Raw genomic sequence first — 22,588 nt, forward strand, 5'->3', positions numbered from 1 at the left:
CCTTGCGGGGGATAAAAAAGCAGAGCGTGAAAATGTGCTATCGCATCTGATTACGTAATGCCTGCGGGCTGATACCAAATCGTTTTTGAAAGTGGTAACGCAAAGAGTTTGCGCTGCCGAACCCGGTTTGCTGCGCGATCTGCTCAATACTGATATGGGATGTATTGAGCGCCTGCTGCGCACGGTTTAGCCGTTCATTCATCAGCCAACGTGCGGGAGTAAGCCCCGTTGACTCCTGAAATCGCCGCATCAACGTTCGGGGACTCATACCGACCTGGCTGGCCAGAGCGTCAAGGGTATGCTTCTGCGCGATATTGTTATGTAACCAGTCAAGCAAAAGACCAAAACGCTGGCTTTCCCGACTGCGGGCAACAGGACGCAGTTGCTGCTGAGTCTGGCTGCCATCCCTGTGGGGCTGCAGCACCAGGCGACGGGCCACGTTATTGGCAATCTCAAGTCCAAAATCAGTGCGCACCACATGCAAACATAAATCAATCCCTGCCGCACTACCTGCCGAAGTGAGCACGTCGTGGTCACCGACATACAGGACATCTTCCACAACGTTGATGGCGGGAAAGCGTCGCTGGAGTTCACTGACGTAACGCCAGTGCGTCGTCGCCTTACGCTCATCCAGCAAACCTGCCGCAGCCAGAACAAATACACCAGAACAGATAGAGATGACTCGACAACCGCGTTGATGTGCTCCACGAAGCGCATCGCATAATGCTTCCGGGACCGGTGAGCTCACGTCACGCCAGCCAGGAATGACAATAGTGTCTGCTTCTTGCAGCAATTCATATCCACCGTCCACCACGATACGAACCCCACCAGTTGCCCTTAATTCACCTTGATCAACCGAAGCCACGGCAAAACGATACCAGCTCTCTCCCAGTTCAGGTCGCGGAAGCCCAAAAACTTCCACTGCGACGCCAAACTCGAAAGTACATAGCCCGTCATAAGCGAGTGCAACGACCAACGGGCGAGAAGATGTTGTCATGATCCTGGCGGAATCTGTCATGGTCAGAGGGTGTTTCAAGGTTAATTTTTTGATGAGATAAGAGGTAACACAACAGCTGATTTCACCACAAGAGAAAACAACAATATGAGTACCGTAACTGATATTCCAGCCGCTTCATCTGCACAAGCTATCGCCCATTTCCAGCAACGTCTGAATATGGAGACGGATTGTTCTGACGTTCATTCCGCGATGGCTGCTGACGACAAAGATTTTGTGCTTTTACATGTAGTGGGGAGTGCAGAGAGTTTTTCTCGTTGTCATATCCCTGGCGCGATTCATCTTCCCCATCGACTGATAAATACGGAATCCTTGAAAAAATGGCCACAGGACACACTGTTTGTCGTCTATTGCGCTGGCCCACACTGTAACGGGGCCGATCGCGCGGCGCTGAAGTTGGCGCAGCTAGGTCGACCGGTGAAAATAATGATTGGTGGTATTAAGGGCTGGGAGGACGAAGGCCTGGCGTTTGCCACTACGCAAAAGGACGCTGTTTCAATAGATTGACGTTGTTAAGTCCGAACGGGCTTTTCCAACAGGAGGTTGTGGTTAACCCGTTCGGCTTTCCCCCCTTCCAACATCGTGAGCCATATCAGTAAGGCATTACGCTGATAGTGGTAGCATTAGCGCGGTTTGTAATTTTCTGATTACATGGAGAAATGATGGAACTGCTTTTATTGAGTAACTCGACACTGCCGGGCAAAGGCTGGATGGAACATGCGCTACCACTGATTGCTGAGCAGCTGAATGGTCGCCGTACGGCGGTGTTTATTCCGTTCGCTGGCGTGACGCAAACCTGGGATGAATACACGGCGAAAACGGCAGCCATCTTTGCGCCAATGGGCGTCAACGTTACTGGCATTCATACCGTTGCCGATCCGATCGCTGCCATTGAAAACGCAGAGCTGGTGATTGTCGGCGGGGGTAACACCTTCCAGTTACTGAAAGAGAGCCGCGAGCGCGGGCTGCTGGCGCCGATTGTGGATGTCGTCAAACGCGGTGCGCTGTACATCGGCTGGAGCGCAGGTTCTAACCTCGCCTGCCAGACCATCCGCACCACCAACGACATGCCGATTGTCGATCCAAAAGGTTTTGATGCCCTGGGTCTGTTCCCGCTGCAGATTAACCCACATTTCACCAATGCGCTTCCGGAAGGCCACAAAGGCGAAACGCGTGAACAGCGTATTCGCGAGCTGCTGGTTGTGGCACCAGAGCTGACGGTGATTGGCTTGCCGGAAGGAAACTGGATTAAGGTGAGTAACGGCCAGGCGGTTCTTGGCGGTCCGAACACCACTTACGTCTTTAAAGCGGGTGAAGACGCGGTTGCCCTCGAAGCAGGTCACTGCTTCTAACCGATGTTGCCGGATAACGGCATAAATGCCTTATCCGGCCAACCGGTCCACCTCACTCAATAATCGTCGCGCTCATCGTCCTCATCCGGCTGTTCCAGCACGCTATAGGCCACGGAACAAAACAGCGAGTTCAGACGCTGCATATCGCCCAGCAGCGCCAGGTGCAAGGAGCTGGTCTCGATGCTCTGCACGTTCTGCTGATGCAGACGGTCAACGTGCGCATGCGAATACCGACGGTTGAGAATACGGAAACGGTGCTTGCTACGGCGCAGACGTCGGGCGCTGGTCACGTCACCAGAGAAGAACACCGACATCGCCAGCTGCAGATTGCTGAGCAGCTGATCGAAGAGCGCATCCAGCTCTTTCAATCCTTCCACGGAGAATGCGCGACGGGCAGCCAGCGACTTATCCGCTATCTCACTGCCCATACGTTCGACAATATCGGAAGCCTGCTCGAGGTTAAGCGACATTTCGATAATCTCCGCCCAACGGCGTGATTCCTCTTCCGCCAGTTCATCCTTTGGCATCCGCGCCAGATAGAGCTTGATTGCCGTGTATAGCACGTTAATGTCGTCCGCCATCCTGCGCAGCTCTTTCTCTTCACGCGGCTCGCCGTGCATCACCTTCTTCAGCCCGTCCATCATCTGCTCCATCGCGTCGCCGATGCGCAGAGCTTCACGAGCGGCATTGGCCAGGGCCAGCGTCGGGGTATCCAGCGCACTGACGTCGAGATGTTTGGGCTTCAGATGCGCATCCAGCTCCGGCTCATCGCGGATGATGCGCTTACAAAAACGCGCCATCGGTTCTGCGAACGGCACCATCGCCACACAGCGCACCAGGTTGTAGAAGACATGGAAGTAAATAACCAGTTCAGATTTCGGCAGCGGCAGTTCATCCATCAGATTTGCCAGCGGATGAACAAACGGCAGGATAATCAGGCTTCCCACCAGCTTAAACAGCAGGCTACCGAGCGCCACACGGCGGGCGGCGGCGTTAGCGGCGCTGTTATTAAGCATCGCCAGCAGGCCAGAGCCGAGGTTGGCGCCAATCACCAGACACAACGCCACCGGGAACGAGATAATGCCTGCCGCGGTCAGCGTTGCCGTCAGCAGCACCGCCGCAAGGCTGGAGTAACTGATAATCGCGAACATAGCGCCAATCAGCGCATCCAGCATGATATCGCCGGTGAGCGAGGCGAAAATAACCTGTACGCCGTTAGCCTGGGTGATCGGTGTTACCGCCTGCACAATCAGTTCCAGCGCCAGTAAAATCAACCCCAGTCCAATACCAACCCGCCCCAGTTGCCCCACACGGGACTGTTTACGTCCGAGAAAGAAGATCACGCCGATAAAAATCAGCAGTGGCGACAGCCAGGAGAGATCGAAGGTCAGGATACGCGCCATCAGCGCGGTCCCGACGTCGGCGCCGAGTACAATCACCAGCGCAGGGGTGAGCGCGACGAGGTCCTGCGCGACAAACGAGGTCACCAGCATGGTGGTGGCGTTGCTGCTTTGTACCAGCGCCGTCACGCCGATACCCGCACAAAAGGCGAGCGGCTTCTTTTCAACACTACGGCTGAGTACGGTACGCAAACGGGCGCCGAAGACGCGCATCACGCCGGTGCGCACAATATGAGTACCCCAAACCAGCATAGAGACAGCAGAAAGCAGGTGTAACAGAGTTAGCACGGAATCAGGTTCTCCTTATCGTTATATGTTCCTGAGGTTCATAGCAATGACATACCGCCTGATGGCGCCACGCTTATCAGGCCGACAAAAATATGCCAGTAGCCGGATAAGGTGTTTACGCCGCCATCCGGCAAGCAGTATCGATGAACGTTCTTTCAGTATAAGGGTTTAAACGTAATAAAGAGACAAGGCACTCATTGAGTGCCCTGTTTGTTGTAAATAAAGATGACAGTTTTGTGAATCAGTCAGCGTCATAGCCCAGATTAGGCGCTAACCAACGTTCGACTTCCGCCACGCTCATGCCTTTACGGAAGGCGTAATCTTCAACCTGATCGCGCTGGATTTGCGCCACGGCGTAGTACTTGCTGTCTGGATGACTGAAATACCAGCCGGAAACCGACGCACCTGGCCACATCGCGAAGGATTCGGTGAGCTTCATCCCGGTGTGCGCTTCTACATCCAGCAGTTCCCAGATGGTGGCCTTTTCGGTGTGTTCCGGGCAAGCCGGATAGCCCGGTGCCGGGCGAATTCCCTGGTAGTTTTCGCGGATCAGCTCCTCGTTACTGAGGTTCTCATTCGCCGCATAGCCCCAGTAGACTTTACGCACGCGCTCGTGCAGATATTCCGCGAACGCTTCCGCCAGGCGGTCGGCGATCGCTTTCACCATGATCTTGTTGTAGTCGTCATGCTGGGCTTCGAAGGCGTCCGCCAGTGCATCTTCCTCCAGACCGCCGGTAACTGCGAAAGCACCGATGTAATCCGCTTTTCCACTCAGTTTCGGCGCAACAAAGTCAGACAGGCAGTAGTTGGCGAAACCGACTTTTTCCGTCTGCTGGCGCAGGTGATGACTCACGTTGATAACGTGCGTACGCGTCTCGTCACGGTAAATCTCGATGTCGTCCCCCACGCGGTTAGCCGGGAACAAGCCCACCACGCCGCGCGGATTCAGGGTCTTCTCAGCGCTGAGTTTATCCAGCATGTCATTGGCGTCTTTGAACAGACGTTTCGCCTCTTCTCCCACCACCTCATCTTCGAGGATACGCGGGTATTTCCCGGCCAGCGACCAGGTCATAAAGAACGGCGTCCAGTCGATGTAGTTGCGCAGCGTTTCGATGCTGGCTTCAACGCTCTGTACGCCGAGGCGGTGCGCCACCGGCGGCGTGTAGTTTTCCCAGTCGAAGGCCAGATCGTTGTCGCGGGCAGCCTGTAACGTTACTGGTGGGGTCCGCGGTTTCTTACGCGCATGCTGGATACGCACGGTTTCGTACTCTTTACGCGTACGGGCGACAAAGTCATCGCGCTGAGTGTCAGAGAGGAGTGCGGCGACTACGCCAACGGTACGCGAGGCGTTCTGCACATAAACCGTCGGGCCACTGTAGTTCTGCTCGATTTTCACCGCCGTGTGCGCTTTTGAGGTGGTCGCGCCGCCAATCAGCAACGGAATAGTGAACCCCTGACGCTCCATCTCTTTCGCCACGTTGACCATTTCGTCCAGCGACGGGGTAATCAGCCCGGAAAGACCAATCAGATCGGCATTCACTTCACGTGCCGTTCTGAGGATTTTCTCCGCTGGCACCATCACGCCAAGATCGACGATTTCGTAGTTGTTACATTGCAGCACCACACCAACGATGTTTTTGCCGATATCGTGCACATCGCCTTTCACGGTAGCAATGACCATCTTGCCGTTGCTGGAGCCTTTCTCTTTGCTGGCCTCAATATACGGTTCGAGGTAGGCCACCGCCTGCTTCATCACGCGGGCGGATTTCACCACCTGCGGCAGGAACATTTTGCCCTCGCCAAACAGATCGCCAACCACGTTCATCCCGTCCATCAGCGGCCCTTCAATCACCTCGATCGGACGCGCGGCCTGCTGGCGAGCTTCTTCAGTATCCTGCTCAATAAATTCGGTAATACCTTTCACCAGCGAATATTCGAGGCGCTTTTTCACGTCCCAACTGCGCCATTCCGCCATCTGGGCATTGGCAGTGTCATCAGTTTTGCTACCGCGATATTTCTCAGCCAGCTCCAGCAGACGCTCGGTGCCATCGTCACGACGGTTGAGGATCACATCTTCAACCGCATCGCGCAGCTCGGCGGGCAGGTCGTCGTAAATCGCCAGTTGTCCGGCGTTGACGATCCCCATGTCCATGCCGTTGCGAATGGCGTAGTAAAGGAATACCGCGTGAATGGCTTCACGAACCGGGTCGTTACCACGGAAGGAGAACGACACGTTGGAGACGCCGCCGGAGATCAGCGCGTGCGGTAGTTCGCGTTTGATGTCCTCACAGGCGCCGATAAAGTCCTGCGCGTAGTTATTGTGCTCATCAATCCCGGTCGCGACCGCAAAGATGTTCGGGTCGAAGATGATGTCTTCCGGCGGGAAGCCTACCTCTTCGGTAAGAATGTTGTACGCCCGTCGGCAAATCTCAATTTTACGCGCTCGGGTGTCGGCCTGCCCCTGCTCGTCAAAGGCCATCACCACCACTGCGGCACCGTAGCGTCGCAGCAACTTCGCGTGGTGGATAAAGGTCTCAACCCCCTCTTTCATCGAGATGGAGTTAACGATGCCTTTACCCTGAATGCACTTCAGCCCTTTTTCGATGACGTCCCATTTTGAGGAGTCGATCATAATCGGCACGCGGGCGATATCCGGCTCACCGGCGATAAGGTTGAGAAAACGCACCATCGCCGCTTCGGCGTCGAGCATCCCCTCATCCATGTTGATATCGATAATCTGTGCGCCACTTTCCACCTGCTGACGGGCGACATCCAGCGCTTCGTTGTATTTCTCTTCTTTGATCAGTCGCTTAAATTTCGCCGAACCGGTGACGTTGGTACGCTCGCCGACGTTCACAAACAGGCTATCGTCGCCAATATTCAACGGTTCAAGGCCAGACAGACGGCAGGCTACCGGGATTTCCGGCAAGCGGCGCGGCGGCAAGCCTTCCACTGCGCGGCTCATCGCGGCGATGTGTTCCGGCGTGGTGCCGCAGCAGCCGCCAACCACGTTGAGGAAGCCCGCTTGCGCCCACTCGCGTATTTGCGCCGCCATGGTGTCGGCATCGAGATCGTATTCGCCAAAGGCGTTCGGCAACCCGGCATTCGGGTGCGCGGTAACGTAGCATTCGGCAATGCGCGACAGTTCCTGCACGTACTGGCGCAACTCGTCCGGGCCTAAGGCGCAGTTCAGACCGAAGGTCAGCGCATCGGCGTGGCGCAGTGAGTTATAGAACGCTTCGGTTGTCTGACCGGAGAGCGTACGCCCGGAAGCATCGGTGATAGTGCCGGAGAGCATAATCGGCAACTCAACGCCCAGCGCTTCGAACTCGGTTTTAACCGCGAAAATAGCGGCTTTGGCGTTCAGGGTATCGAAGACAGTTTCAATCAGGATCAGGTCGCTGCCACCTTCCACCAGCGCTTTGGTGGATTCACGGTAGGCGGCCACCAGCTGATCAAAGGTAATATTGCGGTAAGCCGGGTCGTTGACGTCAGGCGAGATAGACGCCGTACGGTTGGTTGGGCCGAGCACGCCCGCGACATAACGCGGCTTTTCCGGTGTGCGTGCCGTCCATTCGTCTGCCGCTGCGCGCGCCAGTTTGGCTGCCGCAAAGTTGATTTCCGCCGACAGGGATTCCATCTGGTAATCCGCCATGGCGATAGTCGTGGAGTTAAAGGTGTTGGTTTCGATGATATCCGCGCCCGCCTCAAAATAGGCGTTATGGATGGCGGCGATCACCTCAGGTTTGCTGAGCACCAACAGGTCGTTGTTGCCTTTCAGATCGCACGGCCAGTCGGCAAAGCGTTCGCCGCGGAAATCCTCTTCGCTCAGACGATATCCCTGGATCATGGTGCCCATACCGCCGTCCAGCACCAGAATACGTTCATTTAACTGCTGACGTAATTGTTCAACTTTGCTGCTCACACTCGCTCCCGACAACGCTCAACCAGACCGAAAAAAACTCAACAGACCATACTGGCACAAACCTGAGAGGTGGAAAAGAGAACAACGGCCAACATGAGACATGTTCAGCTTCACTCATCCGATCAGTACAGGAATTCTTGCATTATAATTGAATAAAACGAAAATGATTTCCACGATACAGAAAAGGAGTCCGCCATGGTTGCCACAATCCCCGCGAAACGCGGTAGAAAACCCGCCGCTGCTACTACGCCTGCAACCGGGCAGGTTCAGTCTCTGACTCGCGGCCTGAAGCTACTGGAGTGGATTGCAGAATCCAACGGCAGCGTGGCACTAACCGAGCTGGCACAGCAGGCCGGTTTGCCAAACTCCACGACTCACCGTTTGTTGACCACCATGCAGCAGCAAGGATTTGTCCGTCAGGTGGGTGAATTAGGCCACTGGGCCGTGGGTGCGCATGCGTTTATCGTCGGCAGCAGCTTTTTGCAAAGCCGTAATTTGCTGGCGATTGTCCACCCGATCCTGCGCAAGCTGATGGAAGACTCCGGTGAGACGGTAAACCTGGCCGTGTTAGATCAAAGCGACCATCAGGCCATTATTATCGACCAGGTGCAGTGTACCCAACTGATGCGTATGTCCGCGCCTATCGGCGGCAAACTGCCGATGCACGCCTCCGGTGCGGGTAAGGCGTTTTTATCCCAACTGAGTGAAGAACAGGTGACTGGCCTGCTGCACCGTAAAGGGCTGCACGCATACACCCACGCCACGCTGGTGTCGCCGGTGCATCTGAAAGAGGATTTAGCCCAGACGCGCAAGCGCGGCTACTCCTTTGATGATGAGGAGCATGCGCTGGGTCTGCGCTGCGTGGCGTCGTGCATTTATGATGAACACCGTGAGCCGTTTGCCGCTATTTCCATCTCCGGACCCATTTCGCGCATTACCGACGATCGAGTGACCGAGTTTGGTGCCATGGCGATCAAAGCGGCGAAAGAAGTCACGCTGGCATACGGCGGATTTCGTTAAGAAAGGGTTGCCGGACATCAAGCCGCAAATCTGATGCAAAACCGCTGTTTGCGCCGGTAGGCGTAAACATCTTCCACGTGCCCTTCACGGATCCGCGTTTGCAGACCTCGCCAGTAGTCGGCGCTGAACAGGTCAGCATGCATCTCTTCAAATAGCGGCCCGATACGCGGGTCAGCGCATAGCCAGTGACGAAACTCTTCCGGGAAGACATCCCCCGGGGATACGCTATACCACGGTTCAGCGCTCATCTCATCTTCCGGGTAACGCGGCGGCGGGATATGACGGAAATTCACCTCCGTCATGTAGCAAATTTCATCGTAGTCGTAGAACACCACGCGCCCGTGGCGAGTCACGCCGAAGTTCTTAAACAGCATATCGCCGGGGAAAATATTGGCGGCGGCCAGCTGACGAATGGCATTACCGTACTCTTCAATTGCATCGCGCAGTTGCTGGCCTTCGACCTGCTCCAGCCAGATATTCAGCGGCACCATCCGTCGTTCGATATACAGATGGCGAATGACAATCTGCTCGCCGAGATCGGTAATTTTTTCCGGGGCTTCCTGTAGCAACAGCGCCATCAGCGACGGATCGATTTGCCGTTTATCCAGCACAAAGTTCTCGAACTCCTGGGTGTCAGCCATCCGTCCGACACGATCGTGCTCCTTGACCAGTTGATAACAGGCGCGGACGTGGGCGGCCGACATCTCTTTTTGCGGCGCAAATTTGTCTTTGATGACTTTAAAGACGCGGTCGAAGCCTGGCAGGGTAAATACCAGCATCACCATGCCGCGGATCCCCGGCGCTTCGATAAATTGCTCATCGCAATGGGCAAGATAGAGCAGATATTCGCGGTAACTTTCGGTCTTCGCGTGTTTCTGACAGCCAATCGCCATATACAATTCAGCGGTGGTTTTACCGGGCAGGATCTCGCGCAGCCACTCCACTAACGCGGCGGGCAGCGGGGCGTAAACCATAAAATACGAGCGGGCGAAGCCAAACACGATACTGGCTTCCGCCGTCGTGGTCAGGCAGGTATCGACAAACAGTTCGCCCTCGTCAGTACGGTGAATTGGCAGTAAAAACGGCAGCGTCCCGGAAGGGGTAATCAACTTCCCGACCAGCCAGGCGGCCTTGTTGCGATAAAACAGTTCGTTCGCCACCTGCAAATGACTGCGCTGCAACACATCCGCCCCCAGCGTTTCGGTCAGGTGTTCGATGATGTAGTGGATATCCCGATGTCTGTTCTGCCACGGCAGACGCAAGGGCAGATCGCTGAGGACGCGCGTAAGCAGCCACTCCCAGCCGGTATCGGGAAAAAAGTCTTTCGCCAACGGGCGTGGGATCGTGCGAAAACGACGCTCTGGCTGAGAGCTGAAAATAAACAGTCGCTCGGGAGTCAGCGAGCGGTGGTCAAATAACCGGCAATAGACGGAGTTAAAGAAACTCTCCGCAATCTCGAAGCGCGGGTAATCTGGCAATAGCCGGGTGTAATGCTCTTTCACGCGAAGTAAAAAATCCGCGTCGGTACTTTTGCCATCAGTAATGCAGCGCAGTTGCTCCACCACCAGACCCACATGATGATCGTAAAGGTGGATACGGCTTTTCATCGCCTGCTGAACCGCGTGCCAGTCGGCATGTTCAAAACGCTGCTGCGCGCCGGATGTCACTTCCAGAAAACGCCCGTACTGGGCGTCGAAACCTTGCAAAATCGTCTGAGCAATCAGTAATTCCAGGCCACGCGTCATCAATTTCTCCCATCCGGCACAATGTCATGCCGGATGGCGCGTTCGCTTATCCGGCCTACATCCCTTCGTAGGCCCGGTAAGCGCAGCGCCACCGGGCATTGATCAAAACTGCGATTCTTCAGTCGAGCCGGTCAGCGCGGTCACTGAAGAAGTGCCGCCCTGAATGATGGTGGTTACTTTGTCGAAGTAGCCTGTCCCTACTTCCTGCTGATGGGACACGAAGGTGTAACCATCTTTAGCCGCCGCAAATTCCGGCTGCTGAACCTTCTCAACGTAGTGGCGCATGCCCTCACCCTGCGCATAGGAATGCGCGAGGTCGAACATGTTGAACCACATGCTGTGGATACCCGCCAGCGTAATGAACTGGTATTTGTAACCCATATCGGACAGCTGTTGCTGGAAGCTGGCAATGGTTTTGTCATCCAGGTTTTTCTGCCAGTTAAACGATGGCGAACAGTTGTAGGCCAGCAGTTTGCCTGGGAATTTCGCATGAATAGCATCGGCAAAGCGCTTCGCCAGTTCGAGGTCCGGCGTGGAGGTTTCACACCACACCAGATCCGCATACGGTGCGTAAGCCAGACCACGGCTGATCGCCTGCTCAATGCCCGCATGCGTACGGTAGAACCCTTCGCTGGTACGCTCGCCAGTGATGAACTCGCTATCGTATGGGTCGCAATCAGACGTAATCAGATCGGCTGCGTCAGCATCGGTACGCGCAATCACCAGCGTCGGAACGCCCATAACGTCTGCAGCCAGACGGGCTGCCACCAGTTTCTGGATAGCTTCCTGAGTCGGCACCAGGACTTTGCCGCCCATGTGACCACATTTTTTCACCGATGCGAGCTGATCTTCGAAGTGAACGGCCGCTGCACCAGCCTCAATCATCGATTTCATCAGTTCAAACGCGTTCAGTACCCCGCCAAAACCCGCTTCCGCATCTGCAACGATCGGCAGGAAATAATCCACATAGCGCGGATCGTTCGGCTCAATACCGGTTGACCATTGGATCTGATCGGCACGACGGAATGTGTTGTTGATCCTGTCCACCACCGCCGGAACGGAGTTCGCTGGATACAACGATTGATCCGGATACATACTGGACGCCAGGTTGGCATCTGCCGCCACCTGCCAGCCTGAAAGGTAGACCGCTTCAATACCAGCTTTCGCTTGCTGCAGCGCCTGACCACCAGTCAGCGCGCCGAGGCTGTTGATATAACCTTTCTTCGATTCGCCGTGTAGCAGACGCCACATTTTCGCCGCGCCAAGCTGCGCCAGCGTGCATTCCGGGTTGACCGAGCCACGTAATTTCACCACTTCCTCCGCGCTATAGGGGCGGGTGATGCCTTCCCAGCGCGGTTGAGTCCATTCTTTCTGTAATTCTTCGATTTGTTGAGTACGGGTTTTCATGTGCAGATGCTCCATTAGGATAAATTGTGGGTAAATTAGGCCAACAGGCGATAGCCCGGTAACGTCAGGAAGTCAATTAACTCGTCGGAAGTGGTGATTTGCTCCATCAGGCGCGCGGCATCGTCAAAACGCCCGCTGCTGTAGCGGTGTTCCCCCAGTTCGTCCTGAATCACCAACATCTCTTCGGCCAGCATCTGGCGGAACAACGGTTTGGTAACCGGTTTGCCGTTGCTGAGCGTTTTCTGGTGGTGGATCCACTGCCAGATGGAAGTACGAGAGATTTCGGCGGTGGCCGCATCTTCCATCAGACCAAAAATCGGTACGCAGCCATTACCGGAGATCCACGCTTCGATGTACTGCACCGCGACACGAATGTTGGCACGCATGCCTTCTTCAGTACGCTCACCTTCACAGGGTGCCAGCAATTGTTCTGCGGTAATCGCCGCATCTTCTTCACGGGTCACGAACAGCTGATTTTTATTTTCACCGAGTACGTCGTTGAACACCGCCATTGCGGTATCTGCCAGTCCTGGATGGGCAATCCATGTGCCGTCATGACCGTTATTGGCTTCCAGCGCTTTGTCCGCTTTTACCTTGGTCAGAACCTGGTTGTTACGTTCCGCATCTTTGCTGGGAATGAACGCGGCCATGCCGCCCATCGCGAACGCGCCGCGTTTATGACAGGTTTTGATCAGCAGACGCGAATACGCACTGAGGAATGGCTTATCCATCGTCACCACCTGACGGTCCGGCAACACGCGATCCGGGTGGTTCTTCAGTGTTTTGATATAACTGAAAATGTAGTCCCAGCGACCGCAGTTCAGGCCCACAATGTGGTCACGCAGCGCGTGCAGAATTTCGTCCATCTGGAAAACGGCTGGCAGCGTTTCAATCAGCAGGGTCGCTTTAATTGTGCCGCGCGGCAGATTAAAGCGATCCTCTGCATAGCTGAACACTTCACTCCACCATGCCGCTTCTTGCCAGGCCTGCGTTTTGGGTAGATAGAAATAAGGGCCACTGCCTTTTGCCAGCAACGTTTTGTAGTTGTGGAAGAAATAGAGGGCAAAGTCGAACAGGCTGCCCGGGATCGATTCGCCACGCCAGGTGACGTGTTTTTCCGGCAGATGCAGACCGCGAACGCGGCACACTAACAGGGCCGGATTGGGTTTGAGTTGATAAATTTTACCGGCTTCGTTGGTGTAGCTAATGGTGCCATTGACTGCATCGCGCAAGTTGATTTGCCCGTCGATAACTTTGCTCCACTCAGGAGCCAGCGAATCTTCAAAATCAGCCATAAAGACTTTGACGTTCGCGTTCAGCGCGTTGATAACCATCTTGCGCTCAACCGGTCCGGTAATCTCTACACGGCGATCCAGTAAATCATCAGGAATACCGCGAATTTTCCAGCTGCCTTCGCGAATGGAAGCTGTTTCCGAAATAAAGTCAGGCAACTTACCGTCATCAATATCCTGCTGCTGCTGGATACGTGCAGCCAGAAGTTTATTCCGCTTTGGCGTAAATCTTGTCACCAGCTCGGTCAGAAACTCCACCGCCTCAGCGGTCAGAATCTGCTGTTCCTGTTCGCCACGCGGCCTGGTGAAGATCAGTTCATCGGTTGTCGTTACCTGTTGATTCATTGCGTAGTTCCTCGTCATTGATCCAAACACATCCCCAATGCGAACGAAGGATCGTTGTGCGGTTTTCGTTCAGCACAACTAAGACTACTCATTTAAATTTCAAAATCAAAAACAATTTCCATTTTTAATTTAATTATCAATTAACTTATTGATAACAATATAAATAAAATTTAATTACACAGTGAGGTGCGTTTCGGAAATAAAAAAGGCACCCGAAGGTGCCTGATTCAACATGCTGAAACGCTTAAGGATCGTCTGTTACAGAAGATTAATCCAGCGTTGGATTCATGTGACGCAGATCATATGGCGTGATCTGGTAAACGTAATAGTTGAGCCAGTTGGTAAACAACAGATTGCCGTGGCTACGCCAGGTTGCCCGCGGTTTATTTTGCGGGTCATCTTTTGGGAAGTAGTTATAGGGCACTTCCGGCGTTAAGCCCGCTTCGACGTCACGAAAATATTCACTGCCGAGTGTATGGGCGTCATACTCAGGATGGCCCGTTACGAAGGCGATACGTTTATCTTTGCTGGCAAACAGGTAGGCATCTCCCTCTTCTGTTTCGGCAAAAATCTCGAGATCGGTGTAGTCCCTGATAAGGGCAGCAGGAAAATCGGCATAGCGCGAATGCGGGGCCAGGAACGCATCATCAAATCCACGCGTCAGCAGCGCATGAGGATGAAGAATATGGTGCTCATAGACACCTGAGAGTTTATCCGTACGGGTTTGCTTGGGAATTCCGTACAGGATATTCAATGCAGCTTGCACCGCCCAACAGACAAAGAGCGTCGATGTAACATGATCTTTCGCCCATTCAAGCACTTGTTTAATCTGCGGCCAGTAAGCCACGTCATTAAATTCAACCAGACCCAACGGCGCGCCGGTCACGATCAGTCCATCAAAGTTCTGATCGCAGATATCCTCGAAATTACAGTAAAAGTTATTCAGATGCTCCGTAGGGGTGTTGCGTGACTCGCGGGCATCAATGCGCAATAGCTGAACATCTACCTGCAGCGGTGAGTTAGAGAGTAAACGCAGGAACTGGTTTTCCGTTTCAATCTTCTTGGGCATCAGGTTGAGGATGAGCACCTTCAGTGGACGAATTTCCTGACCAGAAGCGCGAGATGACGTCATCACAAAGACGTTTTCCTCACGCAAGAAATTGACGGCGGGTAGCTCGTCCTGCACGCGAATAGGCATAACCTGATAACCTCACTACATACGTTTAAACGTTTAGACATCCAGATAGCTGAAGATACCCAGGAATCATGCGAATGTCGAGCCTGCATCCTCAAGTTGAGAAAGTTTCACGGCTCCTTGCTGTAGATTAGTGCAGTAAAGAAAAAAGGAGAATGCTATTCGTCGTTCGCGTAACAGGCAATGTGCTGCCGGGAGAGCCTGGTGTGCTGCGCTTCTCAGGCCTGCACACCGGTTACAACATGATGGGCTGGATAAAATGGTACGCTGCATCCGGCAGTTCTGACTGCCCTGCAGACGCAAAAAAGCCCATCCGGCAGGATGGGCTTTTTCACTTGTTTGATGCCTGGCAGTTCCCTACTCTCGCATGGGGAGACCCCACACTACCATCGGCGCTACGGCGTTTCACTTCTGAGTTCGGCATGGGGTCAGGTGGGACCACCGCGCTACAGCCGCCAGGCAAATTCTGTTTATCAACACGCTTCTCGCATGTCGATGTAATCTGTAATCAAGCTGAATTTCGATGTCTCTTTCGCCAAAACATCTTCGGCGTTGTAAGGTTAAGCCTCACGGTTCATTAGTATCGGTTAGCTCAACGTATCGCTACGCTTACACACCCGACCTATCAACGTCGTCGTCTTCAACGTTCCTTCAGGACCCTTAAAGGGTCAGGGAGAACTCATCTCGGGGCAAGTTTCGTGCTTAGATGCTTTCAGCACTTATCTCTTCCGCATTTAGCTACCGGGCAATGCCATTGGCATGACAACCCGAACACCAGTGATGCGTCCACTCCGGTCCTCTCGTACTAGGAGCAGCCCCCCTCAATTCTCCAGCGCCCACGGCAGATAGGGACCGAACTGTCTCACGACGTTCTAAACCCAGCTCGCGTACCACTTTAAATGGCGAACAGCCATACCCTTGGGACCTACTTCAGCCCCAGGATGTGATGAGCCGACATCGAGGTGCCAAACACCGCCGTCGATATGAACTCTTGGGCGGTATCAGCCTGTTATCCCCGGAGTACCTTTTATCCGTTGAGCGATGGCCCTTCCATTCAGAACCACCGGATCACTAAGACCTGCTTTCGCACCTGCTCGAGCCGTCACTCTCGCAGTCAAGCTAGCTTATGCCTTTGCACTAACCTCCTGATGTCCGACCAGGATTAGCTAACCTTCGTGCTCCTCCGTTACTCTTTAGGAGGAGACCGCCCCAGTCAAACTACCCACCAGACACTGTCCGCAACCCGGATTACGGGTCTACGTTAGAACACCAGCCATTAAAGGGTGGTATTTCAAGGTTGGCTCCATGCAGACTGGCGTCCACACTTCAAAGCCTCCCACCTATCCTACACATCAAGGACCAGTGTTCAGTGTCAAGCTATAGTAAAGGTTCACGGGGTCTTTCCGTCTTGCCGCGGGTACACTGCATCTTCACAGCGAGTTCAATTTCACTGAGTCTCGGGTGGAGACAGCCTGGCCATCATTACGCCATTCGTGCAGGTCGGAACTTACCCGACAAGGAATTTCGCTACCTTAGGACCGTTATAGTTACGGCCGCCGTTTACCGGGGCTTCGATCAAGAGCTTCTCCTTACGGATAACCCCATCAATTAACCTTCCGGCACCGGGCAGGCGTCACACCGTATACGTCCACTTTCGTGTTTGCACAGTGCTGTGTTTTTAATAAACAGTTGCAGCCAGCTGGTATCTTCGACTGATTTCAGCTCCATGAGTAAATCACTTCACCTACATATCAGCGTGCCTTCTCCCGAAGTTACGGCACCATTTTGCCTAGTTCCTTCACCCGAGTTCTCTCAAGCGCCTTGGTATTCTCTACCTGACCACCTGTGTCGGTTTGGGGTACGATTTTGTGTTACCTGATGCTTAGAGGCTTTTCCTGGAAGCAGGGCATTTGTTACTTCAGCACCGTAGTGCCTCGTCATCACACCTCAGCGTTAACAAGACTCCGGATTTACCTGGAATCTCCGCCTACATGCTTAAACCGGGACAACCGTCGCCCGGCTAACATAGCCTTCTCCGTCCCCCCCTCGCAGTAACACCAAGTACAGGAATATTAACCTGTTTCCCATCGACTACGCCTTTCGGCCTCGCCTTAGGGGTCGACTCACCCTGCCCCGATTAACGTTGGACAGGAACCCTTGGTCTTCCGGCGTGCGGGTTTTTCACCCGCATTATCGTTACTTATGTCAGCATTCGCACTTCTGATACCTCCAGCATGCCTCACAGCACACCTTCAACGGCTTACAGAACGCTCCCCTACCCAACAACACATAGTGTCGCTGCCGCAGCTTCGGTGCATGGTTTAGCCCCGTTACATCTTCCGCGCAGGCCGACTCGACCAGTGAGCTATTACGCTTTCTTTAAATGATGGCTGCTTCTAAGCCAACATCCTGGCTGTCTGTGCCTTCCCACATCGTTTCCCACTTAACCATGACTTTGGGACCTTAGCTGGCGGTCTGGGTTGTTTCCCTCTTCACGACGGACGTTAGCACCCGCCGTGTGTCTCCCGTGATAACATTCTTCGGTATTCGCAGTTTGCATCGGGTTGGTAAGTCGGGATGACCCCCTAGCCGAAACAGTGCTCTACCCCCGAAGATGAATTCACGAGGCGCTACCTAAATAGCTTTCGGGGAGAACCAGCTATCTCCCGGTTTGATTGGCCTTTCACCCCCAGCCACAAGTCATCCGCTAATTTTTCAACATTAGTCGGTTCGGTCCTCCAGTTAGTGTTACCCAACCTTCAACCTGCCCATGGCTAGATCACCGGGTTTCGGGTCTATACCCTGCAACTTAACGCCCAGTTAAGACTCGGTTTCCCTTCGGCTCCCCTATTCGGTTAACCTTGCTACAGAATATAAGTCGCTGACCCATTATACAAAAGGTACGCAGTCACCCCATAAAGAGGCTCCCACTGCTTGTACGTACACGGTTTCAGGTTCTTTTTCACTCCCCTCGCCGGGGTTCTTTTCGCCTTTCCCTCACGGTACTGGTTCACTATCGGTCAGTCAGGAGTATTTAGCCTTGGAGGATGGTCCCCCCATATTCAGACAGGATACCACGTGTCCCGCCCTACTCTTCGAGTTCACAACACATGCACTTTTGTGTACGGGGCTATCACCCTGTATCGCCGGACTTTCCAGACCGTTCCACTACCACACATGCTGATTCAGACTCTGGGCTGCTCCCCGTTCGCTCGCCGCTACTGGGGGAATCTCGGTTGATTTCTTTTCCTCGGGGTACTTAGATGTTTCAGTTCCCCCGGTTCGCTTCATTACGCTATGTATTCACGCAATGATAGTGTGACGAATCACACTGGGTTTCCCCATTCGGAAATCGCCGGTTATAACGGTTCATATCACCTTACCGACGCTTATCGCAGATTAGCACGTCCTTCATCGCCTCTGACTGCCAGGGCATCCACCGTGTACGCTTAGTCGCTTAACCTCACAACCCGAAGATGTTTCGTAAAACACTTCAGTATTGCGAAAATTTGAGAGACTCGAACACACCGCTTTTCATTTCTTATTACGGAGAAATGAAACAGTGTGTCGTTTCAATTTTCAGCTTGATCCAGATTTTTAAAGAGCAAATATCTCAAACGAGACTCGGAAGTCTGTTTTGAGATACTTCGGTCGGCGACTTTCACTCACACATACCAGCAAGTGGCGTCCCCTAGGGGATTCGAACCCCTGTTACCGCCGTGAAAGGGCGGTGTCCTGGGCCTCTAGACGAAGGGGACACTGAAGTCTCAATCGCAAGACGCCTTGCTATTTACTTTTCATCAGACAATCTGTGTGAGCACTACAAAGGTCGGTTCTTTAAGGTAAGGAGGTGATCCAACCGCAGGTTCCCCTACGGTTACCTTGTTACGACTTCACCCCAGTCATGAATCACAAAGTGGTAAGCGCCCTCCCGAAGGTTAAGCTACCTACTTCTTTTGCAACCCACTCCCATGGTGTGACGGGCGGTGTGTACAAGGCCCGGGAACGTATTCACCGTGGCATTCTGATCCACGATTACTAGCGATTCCGACTTCATGGAGTCGAGTTGCAGACTCCAATCCGGACTACGACATACTTTATGAGGTCCGCTTGCTCTCGCGAGGTCGCTTCTCTTTGTATATGCCATTGTAGCACGTGTGTAGCCCTACTCGTAAGGGCCATGATGACTTGACGTCATCCCCACCTTCCTCCAGTTTATCACTGGCAGTCTCCTTTGAGTTCCCGGCCGAACCGCTGGCAACAAAGGATAAGGGTTGCGCTCGTTGCGGGACTTAACCCAACATTTCACAACACGAGCTGACGACAGCCATGCAGCACCTGTCTCAGAGTTCCCGAAGGCACCAAAGCATCTCTGCTAAGTTCTCTGGATGTCAAGAGTAGGTAAGGTTCTTCGCGTTGCATCGAATTAAACCACATGCTCCACCGCTTGTGCGGGCCCCCGTCAATTCATTTGAGTTTTAACCTTGCGGCCGTACTCCCCAGGCGGTCGACTTAACGCGTTAGCTCCGGAAGCCACGCCTCAAGGGCACAACCTCCAAGTCGACATCGTTTACGGCGTGGACTACCAGGGTATCTAATCCTGTTTGCTCCCCACGCTTTCGCACCTGAGCGTCAGTCTTTGTCCAGGGGGCCGCCTTCGCCACCGGTATTCCTCCAGATCTCTACGCATTTCACCGCTACACCTGGAATTCTACCCCCCTCTACAAGACTCTAGCCTGCCAGTTTCGGATGCAGTTCCCAGGTTGAGCCCGGGGATTTCACATCCGACTTGACAGACCGCCTGCGTGCGCTTTACGCCCAGTAATTCCGATTAACGCTTGCACCCTCCGTATTACCGCGGCTGCTGGCACGGAGTTAGCCGGTGCTTCTTCTGCGAGTAACGTCAATTGCTGTAGTTATTAACCACAACACCTTCCTCCTCGCTGAAAGTACTTTACAACCCGAAGGCCTTCTTCATACACGCGGCATGGCTGCATCAGGCTTGCGCCCATTGTGCAATATTCCCCACTGCTGCCTCCCGTAGGAGTCTGGACCGTGTCTCAGTTCCAGTGTGGCTGGTCATCCTCTCAGACCAGCTAGGGATCGTCGCCTAGGTGAGCCGTTACCCCACCTACTAGCTAATCCCATCTGGGCACATCCGATGGCAAGAGGCCCGAAGGTCCCCCTCTTTGGTCTTGCGACGTTATGCGGTATTAGCTACCGTTTCCAGTAGTTATCCCCCTCCATCGGGCAGTTTCCCAGACATTACTCACCCGTCCGCCACTCGTCACCCAAGGAGCAAGCTCCTCTGTGCTACCGTTCGACTTGCATGTGTTAGGCCTGCCGCCAGCGTTCAATCTGAGCCATGATCAAACTCTTCAATTTAAGTTTGATGCTCGTGAATTAAACTTCGTAATGAATTACGTGTTCACTCAGAGACTTGGTATTCATTTTTCGTCTTGCGACGTTAAGAATCCGTATCTTCGAGTGCCCACACAGATTGTCTGATAAATTGTTAAAGAGCAGTTGCGACGCGCTTTAGCGCTCTGTCGCGAGGTGGCGTATATTACGCTTTCCTCTTTCAGAGTCAACCCTCATTTTCAGGTTTTTCTCTTCAACCGAACCGGCTGTTTGTGTGAAGTGATTCACATCCGCCGTGTCGATGGAGGCGCATTATAGGGAGTTTCCCGCGGCCCGCAACCCTTAAATTACAGAAAAATGACTGACCGCTGCATTCCACAGCAAAACCCCGCCTTATACCCATTTACACACAGAGTTATCCACAAACCACGCGATCGTTTGTGCACTTCTCTGTTTATATGAGCATCCTTCAACGGAAAAAGAAGAGGTCAAAATCGAAAATTAAAAATTCGCGAGCGTTGCGCAAACGTTTTCGTTACAATGCCCCCGCACAACAAGGATGCCCCGTAAGGGGCGTTAGCTGAGTTTTTAGCCAAGAATTCACCTAACGCTCTCTGTAATAGTCAAATCCAGGGGATTTACCATGCAACAACGTCGTCCAGTCCGCCGCGCTCTGCTCAGTGTTTCTGACAAGGCCGGTATCATCGAATTCGCTCAGGCACTTTCCGCACGCGGTGTGGAGCTGCTGTCTACAGGTGGCACTGCGCGCCTGTTAGCTGAGAAAGGTCTGCCAGTGACCGAAGTTTCCGATTACACCGGCTTCCCGGAAATGATGGATGGACGCGTAAAGACCCTGCATCCGAAAGTCCACGGAGGCATTCTTGGTCGTCGTGGTCAGGACGACGGGATTATGGAACAGCACGACATCGCACCTATCGACATGGTGGTTGTTAACCTGTACCCGTTCGCCGAGACCGTTGCCCGTGAAGGCTGCTCGCTGGAAGATGCGGTAGAAAACATTGATATCGGCGGCCCGACGATGGTGCGTTCCGCTGCCAAGAACCATAAAGATGTGGCTATCGTTGTGAAGAGCAGCGACTACGCCGCCATTATTAAAGAGATGGATGCCAACGACGGTTCTCTGACCCTCAACACACGTTTCGATCTCGCGATTAAAGCCTTCGAACACACCGCCGCTTACGACAGCATGATCGCCAACTACTTCGGTAGCATGGTTCCGGCCTACCACGGCGAAAGCAAAGAAGCCGCCGGTCGCTTTCCACGTACACTGAACCTGAACTTCATTAAGAAGCAGGATATGCGCTACGGCGAGAACAGCCACCAACAGGCTGCCTTCTATATAGAAGAGAATGTTAAAGAAGCGTCCGTTGCCACCGCGCAGCAGGTACAGGGCAAAGCACTTTCCTACAACAACATCGCCGATACCGATGCGGCGCTGGAGTGCGTAAAAGAATTCAACGAGCCAGCCTGTGTGATCGTCAAACACGCTAACCCGTGCGGCGTGGCTGTCAGTACCTCTATTCTCGATGCTTACGACCGCGCCTATAAAACCGACCCGACCTCCGCGTTCGGCGGCATCATCGCCTTCAACCGCGAACTGGATGCCGAAACTGCTCAAGCCATCATTTCCCGTCAGTTCGTGGAAGTGATCATCGCGCCATCCGCAACCGAAGACGCACTGAAAATCACCGCCGCCAAACAGAACGTCCGCGTGCTGACCTGCGGTCAGTGGGCACAACGTGTGCCGGGCCTGGACTTCAAACGCGTTAACGGCGGTCTGCTGGTTCAGGATCGTGACCTGGGTATGGTGAGCGAAGGTGAACTGCGCGTAGTTTCCAAACGTCAGCCGACTGAACAGGAACTGCGCGATGCGCTGTTCTGCTGGAAAGTAGCTAAATTTGTAAAATCCAACGCCATTGTTTACGCCAAAGAGAACATGACTATCGGCATAGGCGCAGGCCAGATGAGCCGCGTATATTCCGCAAAAATCGCCGGGATTAAAGCCGCCGACGAAGGTCTGGAAGTTCAAGGTTCCTCTATGGCATCCGACGCCTTCTTCCCGTTCCGCGATGGGATTGATGCCGCCGCCGCCGCCGGTGTGACCTGCGTGATCCAGCCAGGCGGTTCTATCCGTGATGATGAAGTCATTGCTGCCGCCGACGAGCACGGCATAGCGATGGTGTTCACCGACATGCGCCACTTCCGCCATTAATCCACGGAGC

Annotated in this window: 11 protein-coding genes, 1 tRNA gene and 3 rRNA genes; 4 read left to right on the plus strand and 11 right to left on the minus strand. The window is 53.8% G+C overall.

Annotated elements, in window-relative coordinates; all coding sequences use genetic code 11:
* Positions 1 to 37: 37 nt before the first annotated feature.
* Positions 38 to 1,018 carry a transcriptional regulator FtrA gene (ftrA, locus tag GFC06_RS02995; protein ID WP_141876123.1) on the minus strand — a complete coding sequence of 327 codons (981 nt, stop codon included), beginning with the start codon at positions 1,016 to 1,018 and terminating at the stop codon, positions 38 to 40.
* Positions 1,019 to 1,102: 84 nt separating this feature from the next.
* Here ftrA and GFC06_RS03000 point away from each other — a divergent pair, with 84 nt between their 5' ends.
* Positions 1,103 to 1,522, plus strand: coding sequence for a rhodanese-like domain-containing protein (locus GFC06_RS03000; protein ID WP_019077882.1), 420 nt, complete (start codon positions 1,103 to 1,105; stop codon positions 1,520 to 1,522).
* Positions 1,523 to 1,677: 155 nt separating this feature from the next.
* Positions 1,678 to 2,367, plus strand: coding sequence for a dipeptidase PepE (gene pepE / locus GFC06_RS03005; protein WP_016155430.1), 690 nt, complete (start codon positions 1,678 to 1,680; stop codon positions 2,365 to 2,367).
* 56 nt (positions 2,368 to 2,423) lie between these two features.
* Here pepE and GFC06_RS03010 read toward each other — a convergent pair whose 3' ends face one another.
* Positions 2,424 to 4,055 (minus strand): Na/Pi cotransporter family protein, encoded by a 1,632-nt coding sequence (locus GFC06_RS03010; protein ID WP_016155327.1) that lies wholly within the window; start codon positions 4,053 to 4,055, stop codon positions 2,424 to 2,426.
* Between the two features lie 241 nt (positions 4,056 to 4,296).
* Positions 4,297 to 7,980, minus strand: coding sequence for a methionine synthase (gene metH / locus GFC06_RS03015; RefSeq protein ID WP_047357747.1), 3,684 nt, complete (start codon positions 7,978 to 7,980; stop codon positions 4,297 to 4,299).
* Between the two features lie 195 nt (positions 7,981 to 8,175).
* Here metH and iclR point away from each other — a divergent pair, with 195 nt between their 5' ends.
* Positions 8,176 to 9,000: a glyoxylate bypass operon transcriptional repressor IclR gene (iclR, locus tag GFC06_RS03020; RefSeq protein WP_047357748.1), complete on the plus strand. Its 825-nt coding sequence runs from the start codon at positions 8,176 to 8,178 to the stop codon at positions 8,998 to 9,000.
* Between the two features lie 17 nt (positions 9,001 to 9,017).
* Here iclR and aceK read toward each other — a convergent pair whose 3' ends face one another.
* The 8 genes from aceK to GFC06_RS03060 all read right to left on the minus strand — a co-directional run bounded on the left by aceK (position 9,018) and on the right by GFC06_RS03060 (position 20,369).
* Positions 9,018 to 10,745, minus strand: a complete 1,728-nt coding sequence (gene aceK, locus GFC06_RS03025; protein WP_016155427.1) for a bifunctional isocitrate dehydrogenase kinase/phosphatase — start codon at positions 10,743 to 10,745, stop codon at positions 9,018 to 9,020.
* Positions 10,746 to 10,847: 102 nt separating this feature from the next.
* Positions 10,848 to 12,152, minus strand: coding sequence for an isocitrate lyase (gene aceA / locus GFC06_RS03030; RefSeq protein WP_016155323.1), 1,305 nt, complete (start codon positions 12,150 to 12,152; stop codon positions 10,848 to 10,850).
* A 35-nt stretch (positions 12,153 to 12,187) separates the two neighbouring features.
* Entirely contained in the window at positions 12,188 to 13,789 is a 1,602-nt protein-coding gene (gene aceB, locus GFC06_RS03035) for a malate synthase A (RefSeq protein ID WP_153689826.1), read from the minus strand.
* A gap of 268 nt (positions 13,790 to 14,057) precedes the next feature.
* The gene (metA, locus tag GFC06_RS03040; protein WP_016155321.1) at positions 14,058 to 14,987 is read right to left on the minus strand and encodes a homoserine O-acetyltransferase MetA; all 930 of its coding nucleotides are present in this window, start codon (positions 14,985 to 14,987) and stop codon (positions 14,058 to 14,060) included.
* Between the two features lie 341 nt (positions 14,988 to 15,328).
* Positions 15,329 to 15,444, minus strand: a 5S ribosomal RNA gene (gene rrf / locus GFC06_RS03045).
* Between the two features lie 96 nt (positions 15,445 to 15,540).
* Positions 15,541 to 18,447 (minus strand): 23S ribosomal RNA (locus tag GFC06_RS03050).
* Between the two features lie 219 nt (positions 18,448 to 18,666).
* Positions 18,667 to 18,742 (minus strand) — tRNA-Glu (locus tag GFC06_RS03055).
* Between the two features lie 85 nt (positions 18,743 to 18,827).
* Positions 18,828 to 20,369 (minus strand): 16S ribosomal RNA (locus GFC06_RS03060).
* The 16S, 23S and 5S rRNA genes sit together here with 1 tRNA gene alongside, the layout of an rRNA operon.
* A 619-nt stretch (positions 20,370 to 20,988) precedes the next feature.
* Here GFC06_RS03060 and purH point away from each other — a divergent pair.
* On the plus strand, positions 20,989 to 22,578 hold the full coding sequence (purH, locus tag GFC06_RS03065; RefSeq protein ID WP_153689827.1) for a bifunctional phosphoribosylaminoimidazolecarboxamide formyltransferase/IMP cyclohydrolase: 1,590 nt from the start codon (positions 20,989 to 20,991) through the stop codon (positions 22,576 to 22,578).
* Positions 22,579 to 22,588 lie beyond the last annotated feature (10 nt).

This window comes from Citrobacter braakii (assembly GCF_009648935.1).
In the GTDB taxonomy this organism is placed as follows: Bacteria; Pseudomonadota; Gammaproteobacteria; order Enterobacterales; family Enterobacteriaceae; genus Citrobacter; species Citrobacter braakii.

What these genes read in the sequence shown, in the direction of transcription:
- metA (WP_016155321.1), bottom strand. Translation starts at nt 14,987, where the DNA reads ATGCCTATTCGCGTGCAGGACGAGCTACCCGCCGTCAATTTCTTGCGT.
- GFC06_RS03000 (WP_019077882.1), top strand. Translation starts at nt 1,103, where the DNA reads ATGAGTACCGTAACTGATATTCCAGCCGCTTCATCTGCACAAGCTATC.
- aceB (WP_153689826.1), bottom strand. Translation starts at nt 13,789, where the DNA reads ATGAATCAACAGGTAACGACAACCGATGAACTGATCTTCACCAGGCCG.
- aceK (WP_016155427.1), bottom strand. Translation starts at nt 10,745, where the DNA reads ATGACGCGTGGCCTGGAATTACTGATTGCTCAGACGATTTTGCAAGGT.
- ftrA (WP_141876123.1), bottom strand. Translation starts at nt 1,018, where the DNA reads ATGACAGATTCCGCCAGGATCATGACAACATCTTCTCGCCCGTTGGTC.
- iclR (WP_047357748.1), top strand. Translation starts at nt 8,176, where the DNA reads ATGGTTGCCACAATCCCCGCGAAACGCGGTAGAAAACCCGCCGCTGCT.
- pepE (WP_016155430.1), top strand. Translation starts at nt 1,678, where the DNA reads ATGGAACTGCTTTTATTGAGTAACTCGACACTGCCGGGCAAAGGCTGG.
- aceA (WP_016155323.1), bottom strand. Translation starts at nt 12,152, where the DNA reads ATGAAAACCCGTACTCAACAAATCGAAGAATTACAGAAAGAATGGACT.
- purH (WP_153689827.1), top strand. Translation starts at nt 20,989, where the DNA reads ATGCAACAACGTCGTCCAGTCCGCCGCGCTCTGCTCAGTGTTTCTGAC.